The sequence below is a fragment of the Saccharothrix sp. 6-C genome, from assembly GCF_016695385.1.
GTDB lineage: Bacteria > Actinomycetota > Actinomycetes > Mycobacteriales > Pseudonocardiaceae > Actinosynnema > Actinosynnema texasense.
The window spans coordinates 6,666,788-6,691,917 of record NZ_CP064192.1 but is presented as its reverse complement, the minus strand read 5'-3'; the positions used below and the strand labels follow the sequence as shown (position 1 = coordinate 6,691,917).

General features: G+C 72.6%; 19 protein-coding genes. 12 read left to right on the top strand and 7 right to left on the bottom strand.

The features are described from left to right. The first annotated feature begins 596 nt into the window (after positions 1 to 596). Complete coding sequence (locus IOD16_RS28200; protein ID WP_201436784.1) at positions 597 to 3,452, top strand: AfsR/SARP family transcriptional regulator; 2,856 nt, start codon at positions 597 to 599, stop codon at positions 3,450 to 3,452. 27 nt (positions 3,453 to 3,479) lie between these two features. On the opposite strand, the gene IOD16_RS28195 is transcribed toward IOD16_RS28200, so the two are convergent. Continuing rightward, positions 3,480 to 4,118 (bottom strand): hypothetical protein, encoded by a 639-nt coding sequence (locus IOD16_RS28195; protein ID WP_201436783.1) that lies wholly within the window; start codon positions 4,116 to 4,118, stop codon positions 3,480 to 3,482. A gap of 304 nt (positions 4,119 to 4,422) precedes the next feature. Here IOD16_RS28195 and IOD16_RS28190 point away from each other — a divergent pair, with 304 nt between their 5' ends. The 5 genes from IOD16_RS28190 to IOD16_RS28170 all read left to right on the top strand — a co-directional run bounded on the left by IOD16_RS28190 (position 4,423) and on the right by IOD16_RS28170 (position 13,553). Continuing rightward, a complete protein-coding gene (locus IOD16_RS28190; protein ID WP_201436782.1) occupies positions 4,423 to 6,768 on the top strand; it encodes a chitinase C-terminal domain-containing protein in 2,346 nt (781 codons plus the stop codon). A 180-nt stretch (positions 6,769 to 6,948) separates the two neighbouring features. Then, positions 6,949 to 7,137, top strand: a complete 189-nt coding sequence (locus IOD16_RS28185) for a hypothetical protein (protein WP_201436781.1) — start codon at positions 6,949 to 6,951, stop codon at positions 7,135 to 7,137. Between the two features lie 11 nt (positions 7,138 to 7,148). Beyond that, positions 7,149 to 10,184: a helix-turn-helix transcriptional regulator gene (locus IOD16_RS28180; protein ID WP_201436780.1), complete on the top strand. Its 3,036-nt coding sequence runs from the start codon at positions 7,149 to 7,151 to the stop codon at positions 10,182 to 10,184. 89 nt (positions 10,185 to 10,273) lie between these two features. Next, positions 10,274 to 11,026, top strand: a complete 753-nt coding sequence (locus IOD16_RS28175; protein WP_123746195.1) for an ABC transporter ATP-binding protein — start codon at positions 10,274 to 10,276, stop codon at positions 11,024 to 11,026. Between the two features lie 4 nt (positions 11,027 to 11,030). Beyond that, positions 11,031 to 13,553 (top strand): ABC transporter permease, encoded by a 2,523-nt coding sequence (locus IOD16_RS28170; protein WP_201436779.1) that lies wholly within the window; start codon positions 11,031 to 11,033, stop codon positions 13,551 to 13,553. 73 nt (positions 13,554 to 13,626) lie between these two features. On the opposite strand, the gene IOD16_RS28165 is transcribed toward IOD16_RS28170, so the two are convergent. Beyond that, on the bottom strand, positions 13,627 to 13,770 hold the full coding sequence (locus IOD16_RS28165; protein WP_201436778.1) for a hypothetical protein: 144 nt from the start codon (positions 13,768 to 13,770) through the stop codon (positions 13,627 to 13,629). Positions 13,771 to 14,268: 498 nt separating this feature from the next. On the opposite strand from IOD16_RS28165, the gene IOD16_RS28160 reads away from it, so the two are divergent. The 4 genes from IOD16_RS28160 (at position 14,269) to IOD16_RS28145 (ending at position 18,798) form a co-directional block, all read left to right on the top strand. Next, positions 14,269 to 15,552, top strand: a complete 1,284-nt coding sequence (locus tag IOD16_RS28160; RefSeq protein WP_123746197.1) for an extracellular solute-binding protein — start codon at positions 14,269 to 14,271, stop codon at positions 15,550 to 15,552. A 119-nt stretch (positions 15,553 to 15,671) separates the two neighbouring features. Next, a complete protein-coding gene (locus IOD16_RS28155) occupies positions 15,672 to 16,532 on the top strand; it encodes a carbohydrate ABC transporter permease (RefSeq protein ID WP_236595231.1) in 861 nt (286 codons plus the stop codon). Between the two features lie 5 nt (positions 16,533 to 16,537). Further along, on the top strand, positions 16,538 to 17,371 hold the full coding sequence (locus IOD16_RS28150) for a carbohydrate ABC transporter permease (RefSeq protein ID WP_123748426.1): 834 nt from the start codon (positions 16,538 to 16,540) through the stop codon (positions 17,369 to 17,371). An 8-nt stretch (positions 17,372 to 17,379) separates the two neighbouring features. Further along, on the top strand, positions 17,380 to 18,798 hold the full coding sequence (locus IOD16_RS28145; protein WP_201436776.1) for a GH1 family beta-glucosidase: 1,419 nt from the start codon (positions 17,380 to 17,382) through the stop codon (positions 18,796 to 18,798). 91 nt (positions 18,799 to 18,889) lie between these two features. Here the strand turns inward: IOD16_RS28145 and IOD16_RS28140 are convergent, their stop codons facing one another. From IOD16_RS28140 to IOD16_RS28120, 5 genes are all read right to left on the bottom strand, one after another. Continuing rightward, on the bottom strand, positions 18,890 to 19,921 hold the full coding sequence (locus IOD16_RS28140) for a LacI family DNA-binding transcriptional regulator (RefSeq protein ID WP_201436775.1): 1,032 nt from the start codon (positions 19,919 to 19,921) through the stop codon (positions 18,890 to 18,892). Between the two features lie 37 nt (positions 19,922 to 19,958). Beyond that, the gene (locus IOD16_RS28135) at positions 19,959 to 21,074 is read right to left on the bottom strand and encodes a GNAT family N-acetyltransferase (protein ID WP_201436774.1); all 1,116 of its coding nucleotides are present in this window, start codon (positions 21,072 to 21,074) and stop codon (positions 19,959 to 19,961) included. Between the two features lie 77 nt (positions 21,075 to 21,151). Further along, entirely contained in the window at positions 21,152 to 21,532 is a 381-nt protein-coding gene (locus tag IOD16_RS28130; protein ID WP_201436773.1) for a hypothetical protein, read from the bottom strand. A 73-nt stretch (positions 21,533 to 21,605) separates the two neighbouring features. Beyond that, positions 21,606 to 22,709 (bottom strand): winged helix DNA-binding domain-containing protein, encoded by a 1,104-nt coding sequence (locus IOD16_RS28125; RefSeq protein WP_201436772.1) that lies wholly within the window; start codon positions 22,707 to 22,709, stop codon positions 21,606 to 21,608. Then, on the bottom strand, positions 22,706 to 23,101 hold the full coding sequence (locus IOD16_RS28120) for a hypothetical protein (protein ID WP_201436771.1): 396 nt from the start codon (positions 23,099 to 23,101) through the stop codon (positions 22,706 to 22,708). Before IOD16_RS28120 ends, IOD16_RS28125 begins: the two co-directional genes overlap by 4 nt. 120 nt (positions 23,102 to 23,221) lie before the next feature. Here IOD16_RS28120 and IOD16_RS28115 point away from each other — a divergent pair, with 120 nt between their 5' ends. After that, positions 23,222 to 23,773 (top strand): DM13 domain-containing protein, encoded by a 552-nt coding sequence (locus IOD16_RS28115; RefSeq protein ID WP_201436770.1) that lies wholly within the window; start codon positions 23,222 to 23,224, stop codon positions 23,771 to 23,773. Positions 23,774 to 24,019: 246 nt separating this feature from the next. After that, on the top strand, positions 24,020 to 25,003 hold the full coding sequence (locus tag IOD16_RS28110; protein WP_123746203.1) for an AraC family transcriptional regulator: 984 nt from the start codon (positions 24,020 to 24,022) through the stop codon (positions 25,001 to 25,003). Positions 25,004 to 25,130 lie beyond the last annotated feature (127 nt).

Sequence of the window (25,130 nt, the reverse complement as noted above, 5' to 3'; positions counted from 1 at the left end):
CCGCCGAGCCGCCGCCACCGGTCGCCGACTGCGGGTGATCCACCCGGACCGGCCCCGGACCGCCGCCTGGTCGAACTGCCCGACCGGGCGGCGGCCGACTCGGACGACCCGGGACCAGCGCTCGGCCCGGAGCCGCCGTCGACTCCGATCCTGTCGCCCGGAGCCTGCCGCCCGAATTCTGTCGCCCGACCCGGGAGCGGATGCCCGGCGTGGACCGCCGAGCCGGGTGCCGCGCAACGCCGAAGGGGCCGTGTCCGGGGGTTCGGATCCCGGACACGGCCCCTTCGACTGGGGGGAGGGCAATGGAGGTGGGTCATCCCCTACCGGATGACCCTTCTCCGGTGGAGAAGGGGACGAGGGCGGGCCGGCGTTCCGCCGCCGCGGGCTGGATGCCCCTTGCACGCCGGCCTGCCCTCGTCGATCAGGGAGAGCAGCGGATGTTCCGCTGTCTGGTCCAACCTCGTTCACCGGGGTTCGCCCTGTGTGGTTGATCGGACACGCTTAGCGTAAGAATGCGGCTACAGGACGACTGGAGCCGGACTGAAGTGATCTCCTAGGCTCCGTCTGGGGCCCAACGTTCGGCGAAGGATCGGTCGGTGGCAGACGGCGACGGCGAGCGCTTGCGGTTCGAGGTGCTCGGTTTGCTCCGGGCGGCGCGCGGTGGCGGGGAGGTCGACCTCGGCGCCGCCAAGCAGCGTGCCGTGCTGGCGGTGCTGCTGCTGGCCCGCAACACGCCGGTCAGCCGCGACCAGATCATCGAGGCCGTCTGGGGCGACAACACGCCGAGCAGCGCGGTCAACCTGGTGCAGACCTACGTGGCCGGCCTGCGCCGGGCCCTGGAGCCCAGCCGCGCCCGCCGCGCCCCGGCCGAGCTGCTGACCTCGGTCGGCGACGGCTACCTGCTCCGCGTGGACCCGCAGCAGGTCGACCTGGACGAGTTCGAGCGCGGCGTGGTGACGGCGGCCCGGCTGCGCGCGACCGGTGACCTGATCGCGGCGGCCACCGCGCTGGACGAGGCGCTCGGCCTGTGGCGCGGCGAGCCGCTCGGCGGGGTCGCGGGCCTGTTCGCCGAGGTCGAGCGCGGCCGGCTGGTCGAGCGCAGGCTCGCGGTCCTGGAGGAGCGGGCCGAGCTGCTGCTGCTGATCGGCCGCGGCGCGGAGCTGGTGCCGTCCCTGACCACGCTGGTCGGCGAGCACCCCCTCCGGGAACGCGGGCACGGCCTGCTGATGCGCGCCCTGTGCCAGGCGGGTCGCCACGCCGAGGCGCTGGGCGTCTACCGCGAGGCCCGCCGGGTGCTGGTCGAGGAGCTCGGCGTCGAGCCGGGCCCGGAGCTGCGCAAGCTCCAGCGGGCCGTGCTGGCGGGGGAGGACCCCGAGCCCGAGCGCCCGACCCAGCCGATGGCGGTGCGCCCGGTCACCGAGTCCTCGCCCGCGATCACGCCCGCGCAGCTGCCGCGCGTCTCGGCGTCCCTGATCGGCCGCGACGACGAGCTCAAGCGCCTGGACGGCCTGCTGGCCTCCTACCCGGAGGGCGGCCTGGTCCTCGTGGTCACCGGCCCCGCCGGCGTGGGCAAGACCGCGCTGGCCCTGCACTGGGCGCAACGCGTGCGCGACGAGTTCCCGGACGGCCAGCTGTACGTCGACCTGCACGGCTACGACCCCAACCAGGAGCCGCTGGGCGCGGGCGAGGTGCTGAGCCGGTTCCTGCGCACGCTGGGCGTGCCGTCGCCGGACATCCCGGTCACGGTCGAGGAGCGGTCGGCGTTGTTCCGCACGCTCATCGCGGACCGGCGCATGGTGGTGATGCTGGACAACGCCCGCGGCTCCACCGAGCTGCTGCCGCTGCTGCCGGGACCGCCGTCGTGCGTGCTGGTGACGTCCCGCCGGCGGTTGGTCGGGCTGGTCGCGCACGCCGAGGCGCGGCTGGTCGAGCTGGACATGCTGGACCCGGACGCGTCGGTGGCCGTGGTCAGCCGGGTCGCCGGGCGGGACGCCACCGAGGCCGCCGCGCTGCGCCGGCTGGCGGTGCTGTGCGACGGGCTGCCGCTGGCGCTGCGGATCGCGGCGGCCCGGCTCGCGGTGGCGCCGGCGTTGCGGGTGGCCGAACTCGTCGCCGAGCTGGACGACGAGCACGGCCGGCTGGCCGCCCTCGGCCTGGAGGACGAGGACTCGACGGTGCGCGCGGCGCTGGACGCGTCGCGCCGGGCGCTGTCGCCGCTGCCCGCGCGGCTGCTGGCGCTGCTCGGCCTGCACCCCGGCGCGGACGTGACGGCGTTCGTGGTGGCCGCCATGGCGCAGGTCCGCGTCGGCGACGCGCAGCGCGCGCTGGACGCGTTGACGGCGGCGAACCTGTTGTCGGTCAACGAACCCGGCCGGTACGGGGCGCACGACCTGGTGCGCGTCTACATGCGCACGCTGGCCGCCGAACTGCCCGCGGACGTGAGGCGCGAGGCGACCGGCCGGATGCTCGACTACTACCTGCACTGCGCGGACCTGGCCGACGGCCGGCTGCCGGTGACGCGCGGCAGCAGCGTGCGGGTGGAGCCCGCGCACGTGCCGCTGGAGGTGCCGAAGCTGACCGGCTCGCCGGAGGCCATCGCCTGGCTGGACGCCGAGCAGGGCAACATCGTCGCCGCCTCCGAGCTGGCCGCCGCGCCGGGGTCGGACCCGCGGTGGCTCGTGCACGCCTGGCAGCTGCCGTACACGCTGTCCCGGTTCCTCTGGCTGCGCGCGGACCGGACGACGTGGCTGCGGACCACGGAGGCCGCGCTGGAGGCGGCCACCAGGCTCGGCGACCCCGAGGCGACGTTCGTGATGCTGTTCAACCTGGGCATCGCGCTGGCCCAGTTCCAGCGGATGGACGAGTCCCTGGCCCGGCACCGCGAGGCGTTGGAGGTGGCGCGGGCGTCCGGTGACGTGAACGCGCAGGCCAGGGCCTTGACGGCGGTCGCGGACATGCTGGCGTTCCTGGGTCGCGTCGACGAGTCGGAGGCCTCCTACCGGGAGGCGCTGGAGGTGAGCCGGGCGGCGGGTTCGCGGTGGGCCGAGGCGAACGCGCACCACAACCTCGGGCTGCTGCACCAGTCGTCCCGCCGCTACGACGAGGCCGAGACGTGGCTGCGCGCGGCGGTGACGATGTACCGGGAGGTCGGCGAGCAGTGCGGTGAGTCGACCTGCCACACGGACCTGGCGATGGTGCTGCTGGAGGCGGGCGAGGGCGCGGACGCCGTCACGTCGGCGCGCACGGCGCTGTCGGTCGCGTCGGCCGCGGCGAGCCCCTACCACCAGGCGATGGCGCACGACCGGCTGGCCACGGTGTTCGACCGGCAGGGGCTGCCCGGCGCGGTGGCGCACTGGCAGCGGGCGCTGGCGCTGTTCACCGAGCTGGACGCCCCGGAGTCCGACCAGGTGCGGGAACGCCTGGCCCGCGCCCGCGCCACCACGGCCGTCTGACCATCGGTCACCCGGCTCGGCACCCGCCTACGGCAACGGGTGGGCGGTGTTCTCCGGAGCGCCCTCGGCTTTCGACCGGTCGACCGCGTCGCGGTTCGAAGCGGTCGGTTCCGGGCGCACGTTGTGCGCGTACCACGTGTAGGCGTAAACGCCCACGGCTTCCCAGGTGGCGGCACCGGAGAGGTAGAAGGACGTGCCACCGCCGAACCCGTACTTGCCGAACCCGGCGAAAGGGGGCTCGCCGTCGGGTCCGACGGCGAAGACGAGCGGGAGCGGGTAGACCCGTCCGGGCGGGTTGTGGGAATAGTCGCTGATGATGCGGGCGAGCTTGCCGACGTCCGCGGAGCAGCCCGTCGCCATGGCGCTGTAGACGGGATTGCACTTCCACTCGGTGAGGATGAACGGCGTGGTCGGCGTGATCATGTGCCAGTTGAACACCAGGTCCACCCGCGTCTGCCTCCCTTCGCTCCCGTCCACTGTGAACTCGCGCTGGTAGTCGAAGTCCCCGTAGCGGTACTTCAGGTACAGGAGGAAGTTCACGAGGGTCCAGTTCTCGTAACCACCACCGCCGGCGAGGTTGTCGGCGACCTGGAAATCCGGGTACCGCGAGTTGAACGTGTCTCTGAAGCAGTCCACGAGGAAGTCGGGGCGGATCGAGTAGGTCATCTGCGTCCTCCTCCGACGGGAATGGCGGGCGACATGCGTCCCGCGCCTCATCCGGCGATGTGCAGAGTTCCACGCGGAACCCGTCCGGAGGGAAATCCTCACCTTTTCCGGTGATGCGTCACCCGATGGCGGTGGCACCGTCGGGCTGCTCGGTCCGGCGGTCGGTCCACCGCGGTCGACGCCCCCTGGCCCCAACCTCCCCGGTGGCCGAAGTGGTCTGGACCTATTGACATAGAGGTCTAGACCTATTTACGGTTCACTCGCTGCGTCGTGGCCGCCGCCTCGTGCAGGAGGTGTGCCGGTCGTGCCCAAGAGAACCAGGTTGTCGCCGCTCGTGGCGTTGTTCGCCGCGGTGGCCGGACTCGTCGTCGCCGTCGTGTCCCCGACCCCGCCCAGTGCCGCCGCCGCCGGGGAGGAGTGCCGTCCCGACGGCCTCTACCAGACACCCGGCGTCGCCGTCCCGTACTGCTCCGTCTACGACACCGAGGGCCGGGAGTCGTTGGGCGCCGACCACTCCCGCCGCGTGATCGGCTACTTCACCAGCTGGCGCACGGGCCGCAACGGCGCGCCCGCCTACCTGGCGTCCGACATCCCGTGGACCAAGGTCACGCACCTCAACTACGCGTTCGCGCACCTCGACGCGCAGAACCGGGTCTCGGTCGGCCCCGACGGCCCGGACAACGCCTCCACCGGCATGACCTGGCCGGGCGTCGAGCTCGACCCGTCCCTGCCGTACCAGGGGCACTTCAACCTGCTCAACAAGTACAAGAAGCAGTACCCGAACGTGAAGACGCTGATCTCGGTCGGCGGCTGGGCGGAGACCGGCGGGTTCCTCGAACCGGACGGCACGCGCAACGCCTCCGGCGGCTTCTACAAGCTCGGCGCGCAGCCGCAGGCCACCGTGGACGCCTTCGCCGACTCCGCCGTGCAGTTCATCCGCAAGTACGGGTTCAACGGCGTGGACATCGACTACGAGTACGCCACGTCGAACAACCACGCGGGCAACCCGGACGACTTCTGGATCTCCAACGCCAACCGCGGCACGCTGTGGGCCGGCTACGAGAAGATCATGAAGACGTTGCGGGAGAAGCTGGACCGCGCCTCGGCGCAGGACGGCCGGCACTACCTGCTCACCGCCGCCGTGCCCGCCTCCGGCTGGCTGCTGCGCGGGCAGGAGGCCTACCAGGTCACCCGCTACCTCGACTACCTGAACGTGATGAGCTACGACCTGCACGGGTCGTGGAACCACTTCGTCGGCCCGAACGCCGCGCTCTACGACGACGGCAAGGACGGCGAGCTGGCCGCCGGCGGCGTCTACACCGCGCCGCAGTACGAGGGCATGGGCTACCTGAACACCGACTGGGCCTACCACTACTACCGGGGTGCGATGCAGGCCGGCCGGATCAACATCGGCGTCCCGTTCTACAGCCGCGGCTGGCAGGGCGTCACCGGCGGCACGAACGGGCTGTGGGGCCGCGCCGCGCTGCCGGACCAGACGAAGTGCCCGCCCGGCACGGGGTCCAGCGTCGGCTCGACCACGCCCTGCGGCAACGGCGCGGTCGGCATCGACAACCTGTGGCACGACTCCACCGCGGGCGGCGCCGAGGTCCCGTCGGGCGTGAACCCCATGTGGCACGCCAAGAACCTGGAGAACGAGATCACGCCGGACTACCTGGCCGGGCACGGCCTCGACCCGGTGAACGACCCGGCCGACCGGATCTCCGGCTCCTACCAGCGTTTCTACGACAGCACGCTCACCTCGCCGTGGCTGTGGAACGCCGACAAGAAGGTCTTCCTGTCCACTGAGGACGAGCAGTCGATCGCGGCCAAGGCGAAGTACGTGGCCGACAAGGGCATCGGCGGCATCATGATCTGGGAGCTGGCGGGCGACTACCGCTTCGACAGCGCCAAGGGCCAGTACACGGTCGGTGACACCCTGCTCACCAAGATCAACGACGGGTTGCGCGGCGCGGCGCCCTACGGTGCGCGCAAGGCCGCCGGGACGACGCCGGGCCAGGTGCTGAACGTGAGCGCCACCGTCTCCGGGTTCGCGCTCGGCGACAGCAACTACCCGATCACGCCGAAGCTGAAGCTGACCAACAACTCGACCACCACCCTGCCGGGCGGCACGAAGATCGAGTTCGACTACGGCACCAGCGCGCCGGGCAGCATGGCCGACCAGTCCGGTTTCGGGCTGCGGGTCACCGCCAAGGGCCACTCCGGCGGCAACGTCGGCGGCCTGAGGGGCGACTTCCAGCACGTCGAGCTGACGTTGCCGACCTGGCAGCCGCTCGCGCCCGGCGCGTCGGTGGACGTCGCGCTGAGCTACCAGCTGCCGATCGCGTCGCCGTCGAACTTCAAGCTCACGTTCGGCGGCCAGTCCTACGCCATCGCCTCCGACCACCCGCGCGGTGGCGGCGGCCCGGACCCGACCAGCAGCACGACCACCACCACCACCACGACCACGACGACCACCACGACCGGCCAGCCCGGCTGCACCGTGCCCGCGTGGGACCGCGCCAAGGTCTACAACAGCGGCAACGAGGTCTCGCACCGGGGCAAGCGCTGGCAGGCGAAGTGGTGGACGCAGGGCGAGGAGCCGGGCACGACCGGCGAGTGGGGCGTCTGGCGCGACCAGGGTGCCTGCTGAGGATCACCCGACGTGCTCCGACGTGCGCCTGAGGCATCCCTTACCCGCCGTCTGCCACCCCTTACGGCGGCGGGTAAGGGGACCAGGGCCACAACCCACGTGAACGCCCGATGCCCGCGCCTCCGCCTCAGGACGAATCTTCGTGTCACCGGAGAAGCGGTACGACGCGAGGAGCAAATCATGGAGTGGACGCCCGAGTCCTTGAAGGCGGAGATCGACTACCGGCAGGCCGCGCTGCGCGAGGACGCGGCTCTCTACCGCGTCGGCCGGCGGACGCACCCGACCCGGAGGTCGTGGTGGCGGCGGCTCGGCCACGGTTCCGGCCCGGACGCCCCCGGCGCCGATAATGGCCACCGCGAGGCCGCCTGAGGTGTGACAGCATGCCTGGTGTGGCACGCATCGGTTCCGGAATTCCCTTGGTGGCGCGTAGCCGGGAGATGACCAGGCTGCGCGCCGCCCTCGACGAGGCCGCGCGCGGCGAGGCGGGCGCGGTCCTGCTGGCCGGCGACGCGGGCGTCGGCAAGACCCGGCTGGTGGACGAGCTGTCCGCCACGGCGGGCGACGCGCTCGTGCTCAACGGCCGCTGCCTCGACGTCGGCGAGACCGGTCTGCCGTACCTGCCCTTCACCGAGGCGTTGGGGCAGGTGCGGCAGGCCGGTCTGCTCGACGTCGCGGCCCGGCCCGCCCTCGGCCTGCTGCTGCCGGAGCTGGCGCTGCCCGCGGGCCGCGACGGCGGCACGTCGGTGTCCGGTCTGCCGTCGCACCTGGTGGGCCGCCGCCCCGAGCAGGACGTCGGCCAGCTCCAGCTGTTCGACGCGGTGCACGGCCTGCTCGGCGAGCTGGCCGAGGAGCGGCCCGTGCTGCTGGTCCTCGAAGACCTGCACTGGGCCGACGCCTCCACCCGCTACCTGCTGTCGTTCCTGCTCTCCCGGCTGCGCGCGCAGCGGCTGCTCGTCGTCGCCACCTACCGGTCCGACGACCTGCACCGCAGCCACCCGCTGCGGCCCCTGCTCAACGAGCTGGTGCGGCTGCCCGCCGTGCAGCGGCTCGACCTGACCCCGCTGAGCGCGATCGACGCGCGCTCGTTCGTCGCCGCGCTGGCCGACGACCTGCCCGACGACGTGGTGCTGGAGGTCGCCGAGCGCTCGGACGGCAACCCGTTCTTCGCCGAGGAGCTGATCGCGGTCGCCAGCTGCGGCGACCGCGAGGTGCCGTGGACGCTGGCCGAGGTGCTGCTGACCCGCATCGAGGGCCTCTCCCCGCAGGCGCAGCGCGTGGTGCGGGTCGCGTCCGTCGGCGGCCGGTCCGTGCGCCACGACCTGCTGCGCGACGTGGCCGGGATGGACGACGTCGGCCTGGACGGCGTGCTGCGCGAGGCCGTGCAGCACCACGTGCTGGTGGTCGACGGCGCCGAGGTCTACACGTTCCGGCACGCGTTGCTGCGCGAGACCGTCTACCTCGACCTGCTGCCCGGTGAGCGCGTGCGGCTGCACGCCGCCTACGCGGACCGGCTCGCGTCCTCCGGCGGCCGGGGCGCCGCCGCCGCCCTGGCCCACCACAGCCTGGAGTCCCACGACCTGGTCCGCGCGCTGCGCGCGTCGGTCGAGGCGGGGGAGGAGGCCAAGGCGGCCGGCGCGCCCGCCGAGTCGCTGCGGCACCTGGAGCAGGCGTTGAAGCTGTGGCACGCGGTGCCCGCCGGCGACCGGCCGGCCGGCCTGACCGAGCTGTCGCTGCTGCGCAGCGCGTCGTGGGCGGCGGGCACGGCGGGCCAGCCCGAGCGGGCCATCGCGTTCGCCCGGACCGGCACCACCGCGGTGGACGAGTCCGACCCCGAGGAGGCCGCCGAGATGTGGCGGCGCTTCGCGCAGGCTCTGCAGGTGCTCGACGGCACCGACGACGAGAAGTACCACGCGGTGGAGGAGGCGTGGCGGCTGGTCCGGGACCGGCCCGCGAGCCGGGCCCGCGCGTGGGTGCTGGCGGTGTGGGCGGCGGCGCTGCGCAACGACCGCAAGTACGTGGAGGCCCGTGAACGCGCCGAGATGGCGGTGGCGGACGGTCGCGCGGCCGGCGCGGACTCGGCCGTCGCGGACGGGCTGACCACGTTGGGCCTGCTCGACGAGCCCGACGGGGAGATCTCGCGGGCGCGCGAGCACCTGACGGACGCGGTGGCGTGCGCGATGGAGGCCGACGCGGTCACCACCGAGCTGCGGGCCCGGTACTACCTCGGCCTGCACCACTACGACCTCGGCGAGCTGGCCGAGGCGGGCCGGGCGTTCGACGAGGGCGTGGCGCGGGCCAAGGCGACCGGCCTGACGTGGAGCTCGTTCGGCCTGGAGCTGCGCATCCTCCAGGTGCTGACCAAGTACTACCGCGGCGAGTGGGACGGCGCGGCGACCGCCGCCGAACCGCCCGGCCTGCGGGTCTCCAGCACGGTGTCGGCGCGGCTGGCCGCGGCGGGCACGCACGTGGCGGTCGGCCGGGGCGAGTTCGACCAGGCCGACCGGATGATCCGGGAGCTGCGCGCGGACTGGCACCGCGACCTCCAGATCGCGCTGATCACCGGCGGCACGGGCGCGGAGCTGGCGCTGTGGCGCGGTCAGCCGGAACTGGCCGTGGACCGGATCGCGGACGCCATCAGCTGGTCGCGCAAGGAGGGCGAGTGGACGCTGGCCGGCATCCGGCTGGCCGCCCTGGGCGTGGCGGGGCACGTGGAGATCGCCGCGCGGGCCCGGCGGCGCAAGGACCGGGACGCCGAGGAGCAGGCCGTGCGGGCCGGTCGGGAGCTGGCCGAGTACGCGCGCACGACCGCCGAGATGGGGATGCCCCGCACCGGCGTGCTCGGCCCGGAAGGACGGGCGTGGCTGGCGCGCGCGGCGGCCGAGGAGTCGCGGTTGACCGGCGCGGGCGACCCGGACCGGTGGCGGTGCGCGGTCGACGTGTTCGGCTTCGGATCGGTGTTCGAGCAGGCCGTCTGCCGGTGGCGGCTGGCCGAGGCGCTGCTCGGCGCGGACCGGCGCGAGGAGGCCGCGGCGGAGCTGCGGCTGGCCAGCGCGGTGGCCGACGAGCTGGGCGCGGCGCCGTTGCGCGAGGTGCTCGACCTGGTCGCCCGGCGGGCCCGGGTGGCGTTGCGCGACGTCGGGCCGCGTGACCGGGTGGACCCGTTCACGCCGCGCGAGCGGTCCGTGCTGGAGCTGGTCGCGCTGGGCCGCACCAACCGCCAGGTCGGCGAGGAGCTCTACATCTCGGAGAAGACGGTCAGCGTGCACCTGAGCCGGATCATGGCCAAGCTCGGCGCGAGCAGGCGGGCCGAGGCGGTGGCCAACGCGTTCGACCGCGGCCTGCTGGACCTGCCCGGGCAGCCCGTCGAGCAGGCTTCGTCAGACCTCGGGACTAGTGCCCGTCATCCCGCCGGTTGACCTCCGGTTCCGCCGCCGAGGTGACGCCTGCCGACCCGCGTGCCCCATAGCTTTCTCGACGTCAGCCAGACCCGAGGAATTGAGGGAGCATGTCCGCACTGGTGTCCGACGTCGGAACCCGCACCGCTGTAGCCGCCGCGAACCTGGTGAAGGTGTACGGCAAGGGCGACACCGCCGTGCGGGCGCTCGACGGTGTCAGCGTCGAGTTCACGGCGGGCAGGTTCACCGCCATCATGGGCCCGTCCGGCTCCGGCAAGTCCACGCTGATGCACTGCCTGGCCGGGCTGGACAACGTCGACGGCGGCAGCGTCCACATCGGCGGCACCGAGATCACCTCGCTGGGCGACAAGGAGCTGACCCGGCTGCGCCGCGACCGGGTCGGGTTCGTCTTCCAGGCGTTCAACCTGCTGCCCACCCTCACCGCCGAGGCCAACATCCTGCTCGGCCTCGAACTGGCCGGCCGCAAGCCCGACCGCGAGTGGTTCGACACCATCGTGGACGTGCTCGGCCTGCGCGACCGGCTCAAGCACAAGCCGACCGAGCTGTCCGGCGGCCAGCAGCAGCGCGTGGCCTGCGCCCGCGCCCTGGTCGCCCGGCCCGACGTGGTGTTCGCCGACGAGCCCACCGGCAACCTCGACTCGCGATCCGGCGCCGAGGTGCTCGACTTCCTGCGCATGTCCGTGCGCAAGCTCGGCCAGACCGTGATCATGGTGACGCACGACCCGGTCGCCGCGTCCTACGCCGACCGCGTGGTGCTGATGGCCGACGGCCACCTCGCCGGCGAGATCGACAACCCGACCGCCGACTCCGTGCTGTCCGCCCTCAAGCACCTGGGGGCGTGACCTGATGCTGCGCACGATCATCGCGGGCCTCAAGGCCCGCACCGCGCGGCTCGTGCTGTCCTCGGTGGCGATCGCCCTCGGCGTCGCCTTCGTGACCGGCACGCTGGTGCTCGGCGACGCCATGAACGCGAGCCTGCGCGACGAGTTCGCCAAGGACGCGCGCAACGTGGACGTCTCGGTCACCGTGGACGGCGGGTCGTCGTCCGGCGAGTCCACCGACATCCCGGGCATCACCCCGGAGACGTTGGCGAAGATCCGGCAGGCGCCGGGCGTGGCGGGCGCCGACCCGCGCGACTTCCAGCAGGTGCCGGTGGTCGCGGCCAACGGCAAGGCCAAGCCCGCGTGGGCCGTCCCGCTGGCGAGCACCGAGAAGCTGCGCGAGTTCGACCTGGTCGAGGGGCGCTACCCGACCGAGGACGACGAGATCGCGGTCGACAAGCGCACCGCCTCCACCGCCAAGCTGACGATCGGCCAGCCGGTCGTGCTGCTGGGCAAGGAGGAGTCGCGGCACACGTACACGCTCGTCGGCACCTACCAGCAGGGCACGAACCAGCTGTCGCTGGCGGGCTACGACCACGTCGGGCTCACCCCCGAGGGGTTCCAGGCGCTGGAGCCGGAACGCCCGCCGTACCAGGTGGTCGCCACCGCCGCGGCCGGGTTCACCCAGCAGCAGGTGGTGGACAACGTCCGGCAGGCCATCGGCGACCGGGGCTTCAAGATCCAGAGCGGCGCGGAGCTGACCGAGGAGACGTTGCAGCGGGTCGAGTCCCAGGCGGGCGAGTTCACGTCGCTGCTGCTGGCGTTCGCGATCATCGCGCTGATCGTCGCGGCGATGGTCATCTACAACACGTTCACCATCCTGGTCGCCCAGCGCACCCGCGAGCTGGCGCTCATGCGCTGCGTCGGCGCGAGCCGCGGCCAGGTGTTCCGCGGGGTGCTGGCCGAGGCGCTGGTGATGGGCCTGACCGCGTCGGTGATCGGCCTGCTCGGCGGCATCGGCGTGTCCGCCCTGCTGCAACGGGTGATGTTCTCGTTCAACGGCGGCGAGGGCGCCGTGCTGCTGCCCGTGACGGGGACGACCGTGGCCGCCGCGTTCGCCGTCGGCACGCTGGTCACCGTGCTCGCCGCGGTGCTGCCCGCCCGCAAGGCGACCCGGGTCGCGCCGGTGGCCGCGCTGCGCAGCCAGCCCGACAGCGGCGAGGAGGTCTCCCGCACCGGTGTGGTGCGCGTGCTGACCGCCGGGCTGTTCCTGGTGGTCGGCGTCGGCGCGGTGGTGTTCGGCATGGGCATGGACGACGAGGAAGCCGCCATGATCACCAGCGGCGCGGGCACGATGGCGCTGCTGGCCGCGGTGCTCGTGCTGGGTCCGCTGCTGGTCGGCCCGGTCAACCGGGTGCTCGGCGCGCTGCCCCGGGCGGTGCTCGGCGTGCCCGCCAAGCTCGCGTCGGCCAACGCGGGCCGCAACCCCAAGCGCACCGCCGCGACCACCGCGGCGTTGATGATCGGCGTGACGATCGTGTCGCTGGTGACCGTGGTCGCCAACAGCGCCAAGGAGACCGCGAACGCCGAGATCGACCAGCGGATGCCCGCCGACTACACGGTGACCTCCGCCGTCTACGACCGGCCGCTGCCCCGGGAGCTGGCCGACCAGCTGGCCGCCGTGCCGGAGGTGGCGCAGGTCGCGCCCACCACCGTCGTCTACGGGGAGCGCGAGTACTTCACCGGCATCACGCGCGACGCGCTCGGCAGCCTGTTCCGGCCGACGGTGACCAGCGGGTCGCTCGACGACCTCCGGGACGGCACGGTCGCGGTGAACGCGGACTACGCCAAGCGCCGCGACGTGTCGATCGGCTCGGTGGTGTCGTTCAAACCGGGTCGGGGCGAGGCGCAGGACCTCAAGGTGGTCGCGGTGGTCGAGGGCCAGCGGCTGTCCGACGGGATCATGACGATGGAGACGTCGTTGCGGTTCGAGCAGGCCGCCGAGGGCTACGACAGCATCCTGGTCAAGCTCAAGGACGGCGCCGTGAACGGGCGCGCGGCGGTCGAGAAGGTCACCGACCCCTCGCCGCTGGCGATGCTCGACAGCGCGGCCGAGACCAAGGAGCAGCTCAACCAGCAGCTCAACCAGGTGCTGGGGTTCATCTGGGCGCTGATCGGGCTGGCCGTGGTGATCGCGCTGTTCGGCATCGCGAACACGTTGACGCTGTCGGTGCTGGAGCGGACGCGCGAGTCGGCGCTGCTGCGGGCGCTGGGGCTGACGCGCGGCCAGCTGCGGCTGATGCTGGTGGTCGAGTCGGTGCTGATGGCGTTGATGGGCGCGGCGATCGGGCTGCTGCTCGGCATCGGCTTCGGCTGGGTGATCACCGAGGCGTTGTCCACCGACACCCTCGCGGTCGACCTGGTCGTGCCGTTCGGGCAGATCGGCGTGATGCTGGCCGGCGCCGTGGTCGCCGCGATCGTGGCCGCCGCGCTACCCGCCCGGCGCGCCGCCAGGACCTCGGTCGTCGCGGGGATGGCCGAGGCGTGAGGAAACCCGGTGGCCCGCTCTTCTTCGGGGGAGGAGCGGGCCACCGGGTTCCGCGCCGCGCGGGGCAGGCGCCTCACCCCATGAGGGACAGCAGGCGGCCGGCTTGGCGCTCCACCGCGTCCGGCGGCGGGCCCGACAGCAGCTCGACCGCGCCGTCGAACGCCTCGCCCGCGATCCCGGCGGGTCGTGCCGTGGCGGCGAACGCCTCGGCGGTCACCCGCCACGCCTCGGCCGGGGTGGAAGCGGCGCGGCGACAGGCCGTCGGTCGGCACCGCCCACAGTGCGCGCAGGGCGACCTCCAGGGCGTCCAGCCCGTCATCGGCGAGCCTGCTCGACGAGTACCGCTTGACCAGTGCGGACTCCGAGATCGTCAGCTCGTGCGTGTGGACCACCCGTGCAACCTGACCGCGGGCTGATCTCCGTGCGACAGGGGTCGCAGATTTCCTCCTGAGCACGCGTCACATCCGGCGGGGAACCGCCTCTAACAGGGTGCGGGGTGGCCCGGGCGAGGGCCGGGCCACCCGGCTTCCACGCCCCGCCGCCGGGTTCACGGACAGTCGCGTGCCGTCACGGTCGGCGCACGAGAGCGCTTCAGAATGTTGCGGAACGGTGTCGACCGGTACTTCCCGGGTTGACGCGCGGACCGGGACTCACGACTGTGAGAGCGCTCTCATGGCGTCGGGTCCGAGCCCGGCGAGCGCGTCGAGGAGGACGGATGAGCAGGACTCTGGGCGGTCGGGCGACGTCGATCACCGCGGTGGCGCTGGCGGCCACGCTGGTGGCGGCCTGCGGTGGCGGGGGAGGCGGCGCGGGCGACGGCAAGATCAAGCTGTCGATCGGGATCTTCTCCGACTTCGGCTACACCACGCTGATCAAGGAGTACCAGGCGGCGCACCCGGACATCGAGATCGAGCAGCGCACGGTCAAGATGGAGCAGCACCACACGCAGCTCGCCACGCAGCTCGCGGGTGGTCGGGGCGCGGCCGACATCGTGGCCATCGAAGAAGGCAACATCGCGCAGTTCCGCCAGTCCAAGGACAAGTTCGTGAACCTCGCGGACCACGGCGCCAAGGAGCTGGAGGGCCAGTGGGCGGCCTGGAAGTGGAACCAGGGCACCACCGACGGCGGGAACTTCGTGCTCGGCCTCGGCACCGACATGGGCAGCCTCGCCCTGTGCTACCGGCGTGACCTGTTCGAGGCCGCCGGCCTGCCCACCGACCGCGACGCCGTCGGCGAGCTCTGGCCGACCTGGGACGAGTACCTGAAGGTCGCGGACACCTTCACCCGGGCGACGCCGGACGTGAAGTTCGTCGACACCGCCCAGAACGTCTACAAGGCGATCCTCGACCAGACCGAGGAGGGCTACTTCGCCAAGGCCGACGACTCGTTCATCGGCGGCGAGAACGACAAGGTGGAGCAGGCCTTCACGCTCGCCGCGAGCCTGGGCGAGAAGAAGCAGACCGGCGCGCTGGCCCCGTTCAGCCAGGACTGGAACGTCGCGCTCAAGCAGGCGTCCTTCGCCACCACCACGTGCCCGGCCTGGGCGCTCGCGCTGATCAAGGCCGGCGCCGGCGACGAGGCGGCGGGCAAGTGGGACGTGGCCGCCGCGCCCGGTGGCGGCGGCAACTGGGGCGGCTCGTTCCTGGCCGTGCCCAAGCAGACCGAGCACCCCGGGGAGGCCTACGAGCTGGCCAAGTGGCTGACCGCGCCCGAGCAGCAGAAGCGGATCTTCAAGGAGACCGGGAACCTGCCGAGCGAACCCGCCGCGTACCAGGACCCCGAGGTCACCGCGACGACCAACGAGTACTTCAACGGCGCGCCGGTGGGCAAGATCTTCGGCAACTCCGCGGAGAGCCTCAAGCCCACCTACCGCGGCACCAAGGACGCCAAGGTGACCCCGGTCTTCAACAACGCGCTCTCCCGCGTGGAGACCGGCAAGCAGTCCACTTCGGACGCTTTCGACGAGGCGGTCCGGGAAGCGCGGGACGCGGCCAAGTGACGGTCGCACCGGAACGGGCGGGGGCGGGGCGGGGCACGTCGCCCGCCCCGCCGCCGGCGCGACGCCTCTCGTGGCGGGACAAGCTCGGCCGGCTCGACACGAAGTACACGCCGTACGCGATCATCGCGCCGTTCTTCGTGGTGTTCGGGGTCTTCGGCCTGTACCCGCTGCTCCACACCGCGTGGGTCTCGCTGCACGACTGGCAGCTCATCGACGGCGACCAGGGCTTCACCGGCTTGGCCAACTACGCCGAACTGCTGTCGGACGGGCACTTCTGGAACGCGCTGGGCAACACGGTCAGCCTGTTCCTGCTCTCCACGATCCCGCAGCTGTTCGCCGCGCTCGGCCTGGCCGCCCTGCTGGACCGGGGCCTGCGCGGCCGGGCGTTCTGGCGCGCGGGCGTGCTGCTGCCGAACGTGATCTCGGTGGCCGCGGTGGCGCTGGTGTTCGCGCAGCTCTTCGGCCGCGACTTCGGCGTCGTCAACGCCCTGCTCGGCGTCGTCGGCGTCGACCCGGTGGACTGGCGCGCCGAGACGTGGGCGTCCCACCTGGCGATCAGCTCGATGGTGGTGTGGCGCTGGACCGGCTACAACGCGCTGATCTACCTGGCCGCGATGCAGTCGGTGCCCAAGGACATGTACGAGTCGGCGATGCTGGACGGCGCGTCGCGCCGGCGGGTGTTCTGGTCGATCACCGTGCCGAGCATCCGGCCGACGATCCTGTTCACCGTCATCGTGTCGACGATCGGCGGGATGCAGCTGTTCGTGGAGCCGCAGCTGTTCGACCCGGGCGGCACGGCCACCGGCACCGGCGGCGACGACCGGCAGTTCCAGACCTTGGTGATGTACCTGTACGAGAAGGGCTTCCGGTTGTTCGACGCGGGTTACTCCTCGGCCATCGCGTGGGTGCTGTTCCTGGTGATCCTGGTGGTCGCGGTCGTGAACTTCGCGGTGGCGCGGCGCATCGCGTCGAAGGGGTGAGGCCGGTGACCGCGACGCGCCACACCCGTTCCGGGCCGATCGCCTACGCGCTGCTGGTGGTGATCCTGGTCGCGTCGGTGTTCCCGCTGTACTACTCGTTCCTCATCGCGAGCAAGGACAACTCCGCGCTGGGCGACGCGGTGCCGTCGCTGGTGCCGGGCGGGAACCTGTTCGACAACCTGACCAGGGTGTTCGACACCGTCGACTTCTGGCTCGCCATGCAGAACTCGATGGTGGTGGCGGGCACGGTGGCGATCAGCAACGTCGTGCTGGGCACGCTGGCCGGGTTCGCGTTCGCCCGGCTGCGGTTCCGCGGCGGCAACTCGCTGTTCCTGGTCGTGGTCGGCACCTCGATGGTGCCGACGCAGCTGGGCGTCATCCCGCTCTACATGCTGATGTCGGACCTCGACTGGTACGGCACCCTCCAGGCGGTGATCGTGCCCGCGCTGATCGGCGCGTTCTCGGTGTTCTGGATGCGGCAGGCGTGCGAGGAGTCCGTGCCGCACGAGCTGGTCGAGGCGGCCCGGGTGGACGGCTGCTCGGTGCTGCGGACGTTCTGGCACGTGGCGTTCCCGGCGGTGCGCCCGCAGGCGGCGGTGATGGGCATGTTCACGTTCATGACCGCGTGGAACGACTTCTTCTGGCCGCTGATCGTGCTCGACCCCAACGACAGCCCCACGGTGCAGGTGGCATTGTCGACGTTGGCCAGCGGTTACTACACGGACTACTCGCTCATGCTCTCCGGCGCGTCGCTCGCGGTGCTGCCGGTGGTGGGGATCTTCATCCTGCTGGCGCGACAGATCGTCGGCGGGATCATGCAGGGCGCTGTGAAGGGGTGAACTCGTACATGACGACAACCGACCCGGACACCGAGGTCCGGCGGGACGTGCTGCGCTTCCCACCGGGCTTCCTGTGGGGAGCGGCGACGGCGTCCTTCCAGATCGAGGGTGCGACGACGGCGGACGGCCGCGGCCCCTCGATCTGGGACACGTTCGCGGCCACGCCGGGCGCGGTGCTCGGCGGCGACACCGGTGACCCGGCGTGCGACCACTACCACCGCTACCCCTCCGACGTGGAGCTGATGGCGGAGCTGGGGCTGGGCGCGTACCGGTTCTCGCTGGCGTGGCCGCGCATCCAGCCGGTCGGCGCGGGGCGGGTCGAGCCGAGAGGGCTGGCGTTCTACGACCGGCTGGTGGACGAGCTGCTCAGCCGGGAGATCGAGCCCGTGGTCACGCTGTACCACTGGGACCTGCCGCAGGCGTTGGAGGACAACGGCGGGTGGCGCAACCGCGACACCGCCTACCGGTTCGCCGAGTACGCCGCGCTGGCCCACGAGCACCTGGGCGACCGGGTGCGGCAGTGGACCACGCTGAACGAGCCGTGGTGCTCGGCGTTCCTCGGGTACGCCAACGGCATCCACGCGCCCGGGGTGGTCGACCCGAAGGCGTCGCTGGAGGCCGCGCACCACCTCCTGCTCGGGCACGGCCTGGCCGTGCAGGTGATGCGGGACCAGGCGCCGGACGACCACGAGCTCTCCATCGTGTTGAACTTCTGCGCCCTGACGGTGGACGACGACTCGCAGCTCGACGCGGCGCGCAAGGTCGACGGCCTCCAGAACCGCCTGTTCCTCGACCCGCTGGCCGGTCGTGGTTACCCGCAGGACGTCGTCGAGGACACCGCGTGGCTGGGTGACTGGACGGCCGTGGTGCGCGAGGGCGACCTGGACGTGATCGCCTCGCCGATCGACTGGATGGGCGTGAACTACTACGCCCCGACCCGCGTCGCCGCCACGGCCGACCCGCTGGAGGTGAGCGGCGGGCCGTTCCCGGGTCTGCGCGGGGTCGAGTTCCTGCCGGCGCGCGGCGAGGTGACCGGGTTCGGCTGGGAGATCGACGCGACCGGCCTCACCGCGCTGCTGGAACGCCTCCAGCGCGAGGTCGGCCTGCCGCTGTTCGTCACGGAGAACGGCTCGGCGTTCCCGGACGTGGTCGAGGACGGCGAGGTGGTGGACGAGGACCGCACCCGGTACCTGGTCGACCACCTGCGCGCGGTGCACCGGGCCGTCGAGGCGGGTGTCGACGTGCGCGGGTACTTCGCCTGGTCGCTGCTGGACAACTTCGAGTGGGCGGCGGGGTACAGCCAGCGGTTCGGCATCGTGCACGTGGACTACGACACCCAGGTGCGCACGGTGAAGCGGAGCGGCAGGACGCTGGCCGGGGTGATCGGCGCCAACGCCGTCCCGGCCGCCGGGCACGACCTGCCGTGACCTGTCGGTCGGGGGCCGCATGTCGCCGCGGCGGCCCCCGCCCGGCGCTCACCCGCCCGCGGCCGGCCCCGTGCAGGCCCGACCTGCCCCGCTACGCGGACTCGCGGCGGACCAGCGTGGTGGGCAGGACCTCGCGGCGCGCCCGGATCGTCTCGCCGCGCAGCAGCCGCAGCAGGTGGGTCACCATGTGGCGGACCTGCGCGCTGGTGTCCTGCCGCACGCTCGTCAACGAGGGCGTGGTGTGCGGCGCGATCATCGGGTGGTCGTCGAACCCCACGATGGCCACGTCCTCCGGCACCCGCTTGCCCGCCTCGCGCACCGCGTCCAGCACACCGGCCGCCATGTGGTCCGACGCGACGAACACCGCGTCCAGGTCCGGCACGCGGCCCAGCAACGCCTCCATCGCCTTCTTGCCGCCCTCGCGGGAGAAACCGCCGTCGGCCGTCATCAACGCCGTGGTCTCGTCGTCCGCGCCGACCGCCGTGCGCCACCCGGCCAGCCGGTCCATCGCCGAGTGCTCGTCGAGCGGACCGGTCACCGAGACGATCTTCTTGCGCCCCAACGAGATCAGGTGCTCGGTGGCGAGCAGTCCGCCGCCCTCGTTGTCGTGGTCGACGGTGTGCAGCCCGCGCAGCGAGCCCCACGGCCGGCCCGCGTACACCACCGGCAGCGGCAGCTTGCGCGCCACCGTCGGCAGCTGGTCGCCCTTGTGCGGCGCGAACAACAACGCGCCGTCCACGTGCCCGCCCGCCAGGAACCGCTCGGCGCGGGCCTGGTCCTGCGTCGAGTGCACCAGCATGAGCACCATCTGCACGTCCGCGTCGGCCAGCGACCGCGCCGCCGAGCGGATCAGCCACGCGAAGTGGGGGTCGTCGAAGATCTTCGGCTCGGGCTCGGAGAACACCACCGCCACCGCGCCGGAACGCCTGGTCACGAGCGCCCGCGCGGCCTGGTTCGGCTGGTAGCCCAGCTCCATCACCGCCGCCGTGACCGCCTCGTGCGCCTCCGGGCTCACTCTGGGCGACGCGTTGAGCACCCGCGACGCCGTCGCACGGGAGACGCCGGCCTTGGCCGCCACGTCCTCCAACGTGGGCCGCGCGCCTGAGTGCGATTGAACCGACACGAGCACCACTCCTCGACGATCGCGCTACGAACCCAGCTTAGCCGGAGGCGACCTGCCGGGAAGCGCTCTCAAGACGACCCGGACCGGTGACGGGCGAACCGCCGGTGGCGACCGCGACCCGCAGCAACCCGTCCTCGCGGCGCACCGAAGTCGGCAGCCCCGCGCGGGCCGCGGTGCGCACCAGACCGGTCTCCGCCGGCAGGCACCAGCCGACCAGCTCCCGGTACCCGGCCGCCCGCGCCGCGCCGGCCAGCGAGCCGAGCAGCGCGGTGCCCACCCCGCGGCCCTGCCACTCGTCCTCCACCAGCAACGACACCTCGGCGCAGTCGGGGCTGGACGTCGGGATCAGCTGCCCCAGGGCGACCACCCGGTCCGCGCACTGCGCCACCGCGGTGCTGCCGCGCGGCGGGGTGAGCAGCCGGTGCAGCCACCGCCTCGGCACGGTCCGCAGGCCCGAGTGGTACCGGCTGAACAGGGTGCCCATCGAGCAGCGGGAGTGCAGCTCGGCGAGCGCCTCCTCGTCGCCCGCGCGGCCGGCCCGCAGCACGAGCGCCATGCCGTCGTCGGTCAGCAGCGCGGTCGGCCGGGGCTCCGCCGCGCCGGCCGCGGCCAGCAGGTCGATCAACGCCTGTCCCCGGGCCAGCTCGACCTGCGTGAACGGCGACCAGCCGCGCTTGACGGCGTAGGCCGGCGCCTCCTCCGGCGCCGCGGACCCGCCCGCCCGGAAGTCGACCTCGCGGTGGGGTGCGGGTCGGGTCTCGAGGGCGGCGCCCGGCTCGGCGGGCTTGACGACCACCGAGTCGGCGCCCATCACGACGCGCAGGGCCTCGCCGACGGCGTTCGGGTCGCGCAGCGCCAGCGCGGCGGCGCGCAACGCCGCCGTCGGCGCGTCGACCAGGTCGCGCAGGTCGGCGGCCGTGATGCCGACGCACCGGCCGCCCTCGGCGCGCACCGCGTCCACCAGGTCCGCGGGCAGCAGACCGGGCGCGGCCTGGACCACGAGCTCGTCCAGCACACCGCCGGGCACCGGGATCACGGACAGCGCCAGCACGTTGCAGTCCTGGTGCGCCAGCCGGATGGTCACCCGGGCCAGGGCGCCGGGACTGTCGTCCAGCTCGACGCGCAGCCGCCAGGTGTTCGGTGTGGTGTCCATGCGCCCAGGCTGGACGGCCCAGGTTGCGGCGCGGGGACGCGGGCGTTTCGGCGACGTGAGGGATGGCCCTCCGGCGCTCAGTCCCGGCAGTGCGGTGGCGGCAGCGGGTTGAGCGGGCTGCACGGCCACTCGGTGTTCTTCACCGTCGTGGTCGTGGTGGTCGTCGGCGGCGCCTCGGTCGACGTCTCCGGTGGCGGCGGCGCGGCCGGTGGTGGCGTCGTCGTCGTGGTGGTCCGGACCGCGGTGGTCGAGCTCGCCGGCGACGAGATGGCGTCCGCGGTGGCGGAACTCGGCGGCGTGGTGACGCTGCTGGTCGTCGGCCGATCGGTGATCCACGTCGAGGCGGGGGTGTCGGCCTGCTGCTCGTCGGTCACCCCGTCGAGGTACACCCCGATGAGGACACCGACCAGCGCCGACGCCGCCACGGCCAAGCCGCACGTGGCCCACAGCACCCGCACAGCAAGCCTCCTAACAGAACGCACTTGTGGCGCAACGGTGAGCGGCTGAACAGTACAGCCCGCCGGACCCGTCTCACCCGACCCAGTGCACCTCGGTCGGGTCCGTCATCCGGTCCACCTCGGTGAGCACGGTTTTCCGTGCCGCAGCGGACAACGAGCGGAACGGCTCGACGGTGACGACCACCCGGCCGCCCCTGCGCTCCTGCGACCAGACGCCGGCGAGCATTCCGTTCACCATGAGTACGGGAGACAGCCATCCCTGCGGTCGGTACACCATTTCGGGTGTCCCACCATCGAGAAGGTGCGTGGCGTGGCGTGTTGCTGCGACGACGTACTGGTCGAACGCCGGCAGCAGCCGCACGGTCTTCACCGGCTCCGCCGCGCGCAGGCCCGCGACGTCCTCCGCCCGCGCCCAGTGCGGCGCGCCCTCGACGTCGACGGGCTGGATCCGGTCGCCGAGCGCGGTGAACACCCGCCCGCCGTCGGCCGGGCTCACACCCCACCAGCGCGCGAAGTCCTCCCTGGTCGCGGGCCCCTGCTGGGCCAGGAACCGCAACGCGATCTCCTCGACCGCGCCCGCCCCCGCCCCCGCCGGGTCGACCCCGAGCCACGTGCGCGGCGCGGTGAACCGGACGAACCGGCCCTCGCCCGGCCCGAACAGCAGCCTGCCCTGGAACGACGCTGGCTTGAGGTACGCGCCCCAGCTCTCCCGCAGCTTCTCGCCGATGTGCGCGGACGTGCGCGCGGCGACCTCGTCGGCCAGCTCGGCACGGGTCAGCACGCGGTCCGCCAACGCCTCGCCCACCGCGTCGACCAGCGCGGTCAGCTCCTCGGCGCCGATGTGGAAGTTCCGCAGCCACACCGGCTTGAGGTAGTGCCGGTAGGTGGCGAACCCGGCCTGCCAGAGCGGGTACTCGGCGGCGGGCAGCAGGTGCAGCGTGCCGCGCATCGACCACGTCTTGACCAGCGTGCGGTCGGTCCACAGCGCCCGGTCGACGGCGTCGTCCGCGAGCCCGTCGACGCGTGCGCGCAACGTCGCCTCGGCCGAGGGCATGAGCTGCGCGTGCAGCCCGCACAGCCGCGAGACCACCTCCCACGCCTCGCCGGCCGGTCGCCGGGCGTCGAGGAAGTGCCTGCGGGTGCGCCACGCCGCGACCTGCCGCCACGTCACGCTCACCGGCGCCCGGCCCGGTCCGGACCGGCGGCGAGCCTGCGTTCCAGCACCGCCGTGCCCAGCACCCGGGCCAGCACGAGACCGGCGCCGGACAGCCCGGCCACGAGCACGGCGCCGGTCATGTGCCAGGTCGGTGCGTCACCCGTGCAGGTGAACACGTTCGTGAACTTGTCCGAGGAGCAGGTCACGTACGGCACGGAGGCCAGGCCGATGCTGGCCGCCGCGACCCCGCCGAGCAGCGCGGACCCGAACGTGCGCATCAGCGGGAACGCGGCGTTGGCGGCGCCGACCGCGGCGATCACGAACAGCAGCGGCACCGGGTGCGGGAAGGGTCCGAGGGCGGCGCAGGTCAGCATCAGCGCGCACACGATCGCCAACCCGGCCCGTTCACCCACCCGGCGACCCTAACAACGCGGGACGGCAGACGTCAGAACTTCGTAATCGCGTTCCGGCCGCCAACCGGCGTCCGGTTCGCCAGAGTTGTCCGGTAGCAGTCGACTCCGGAAAGGCGTGAGATGTCCAAGCGGGTAGTGGTGATCGGTGTGGCCGGTGTGCTGGTGGTCGCCCTGGTGGTGGGGCTGTACCTGTTCCAGCCGTGGCGGCTGTTGACCGACCGGACGGCCGACGAGGCGCTGCTGTTGCCGGCCTCGACCACGACCACGACCTCGGCGGCCGGGTCGACGACGTCGGTCCCGGTCACCACGACGCCCGCCCCGCCCCCGGGCCCGGTCGCGCTGGCCTCCGGGCCGTTCCGCTCGCTGGAGCACGCGACGACCGGGAGCGCCACGTTGGTCCGGTTGCCCGAGGGCGGTCACGCGGTGCAGTTCGAGGCGTTGGACACGAGCGACGGACCGGACCTCTACGTGTACCTGTCGGACAAGCCGTCGGACTCGCCCGAAACGGCCTTCGGCTCCGGTTTCACGAACCTGGGTGAACTGAAGGCGAATCGCGGCAACCAGGTGTACGCGGTGCCCGCCGACACCGACTTGAGCACCGTCCGCAGCGTCGTGATCTGGTGCAAGAGGTTTTCCGCCGGTTTCGCGGTGGCCCCGTTGGAACAGGGCTGACACATAGGGGAAACAAATGCGCGGTGGTCTGGTCCATTTATAGCCTTTTCGCCGTATTGACGTATCTGGTCTAGACCACCTACAGTAGGGGGCACAACGTCCCTCGTGGATGGGCGGGCGGATGCCCCATCGACGAGGAGCCGGCTCACTGGGGTGGGCCACCGTTGGCGGCGGCGCGGCGCTTTCTCTCCCCGTTCCGCGCCGCCGCTCACGGCCCGCGGCCCGCCGTGCTGCACACTGTGAGTGATGCTCACCAGGACCATCGCCATCCACTACGTCAACGCCGCGCTGCGTGGCGCCGTGCGGCGTGGCGTCGACGTCACGCGGCTGCTCGCGACCGCGGGCATCGGCGAGGCCCTGGTCTCCGACGAGCGCGCCCGCGTGACTCCAGCCCAGTACACCAAGCTCGTCCAAGCGCTCTGGGACGCGCTGGACGACGAGTTCATGGGCCTGGGGCCGCGGCCGAGCAAGCGCGGCACGTTCCCGACCATGTGCCTGCTCGCCGTGCACTGCGCGTCACTGGACGACGCCCTGCGGCGCGGTCTGGCGTTCTACGAGCTGTTCGACGTGCGGCCGGGGATGGCGCTGGACGAGCACGACGGCGTCGCCGCGTTCACCCTGTCGGCGGCGGGCGTCGACGACCCGGACCGGTTCCTGGTCGAGTCGCTGCTGGTGCTCTGGCACCGGTTCTCGTCGTGGCTGATCGGCCGCCGCATCCCGTTGCGCGGGGTCGACCTCGCCTATCCCGAACCGCCGCACGGCGCGGAGTACCACCTGATCTTCGGCGCTCCGCTGCGGTTCTCCGCACCCGCGACCACGTTGACCTTCGACGCGCGGTTCCTGCGGATGCCGGTAGTGCAGGACGAAGCCGCGTTGAGGCGGTTCCTGCGCAATTCACCGGCCGAGTTGCTGTCCCGGCGCGATTACGGCGCGGACGCGTCCAGCCAGGTGCGGCGGATGCTCGGCGGCGGCGTGGTGGGTCTGGAGAACGTGGCGGCGCGGCTGGGGATGAGCGCGCCGACGTTGCGGCGGAAGCTGGCCGCGGAGGGCACGTCGTTCCGCGAGGTGCGCGAGCAGCTGCTGCGCGACCAGGCCGTGGCGAGCCTGGTGCGCGGCGGCGAGTCGGTGGAGGAGCTGGCGCTGCGCCTGGGCTTCTCCGAGGCGAGCGCCTTCCACCGCGCGTTCAAGCGGTGGACCGGCACGAGCCCCGGCACCTACCGCACCACCTGACCGCGTGTCCTACGTTCGCGTCACGCGTGTCCTACGTTCGGAACACCCATGTTGAACGTTCAGAACAGGCCTGACGACCCTGAGCGTTCAACATGGGGTACCGGAACGTAGGACACGCGCGTTCCGA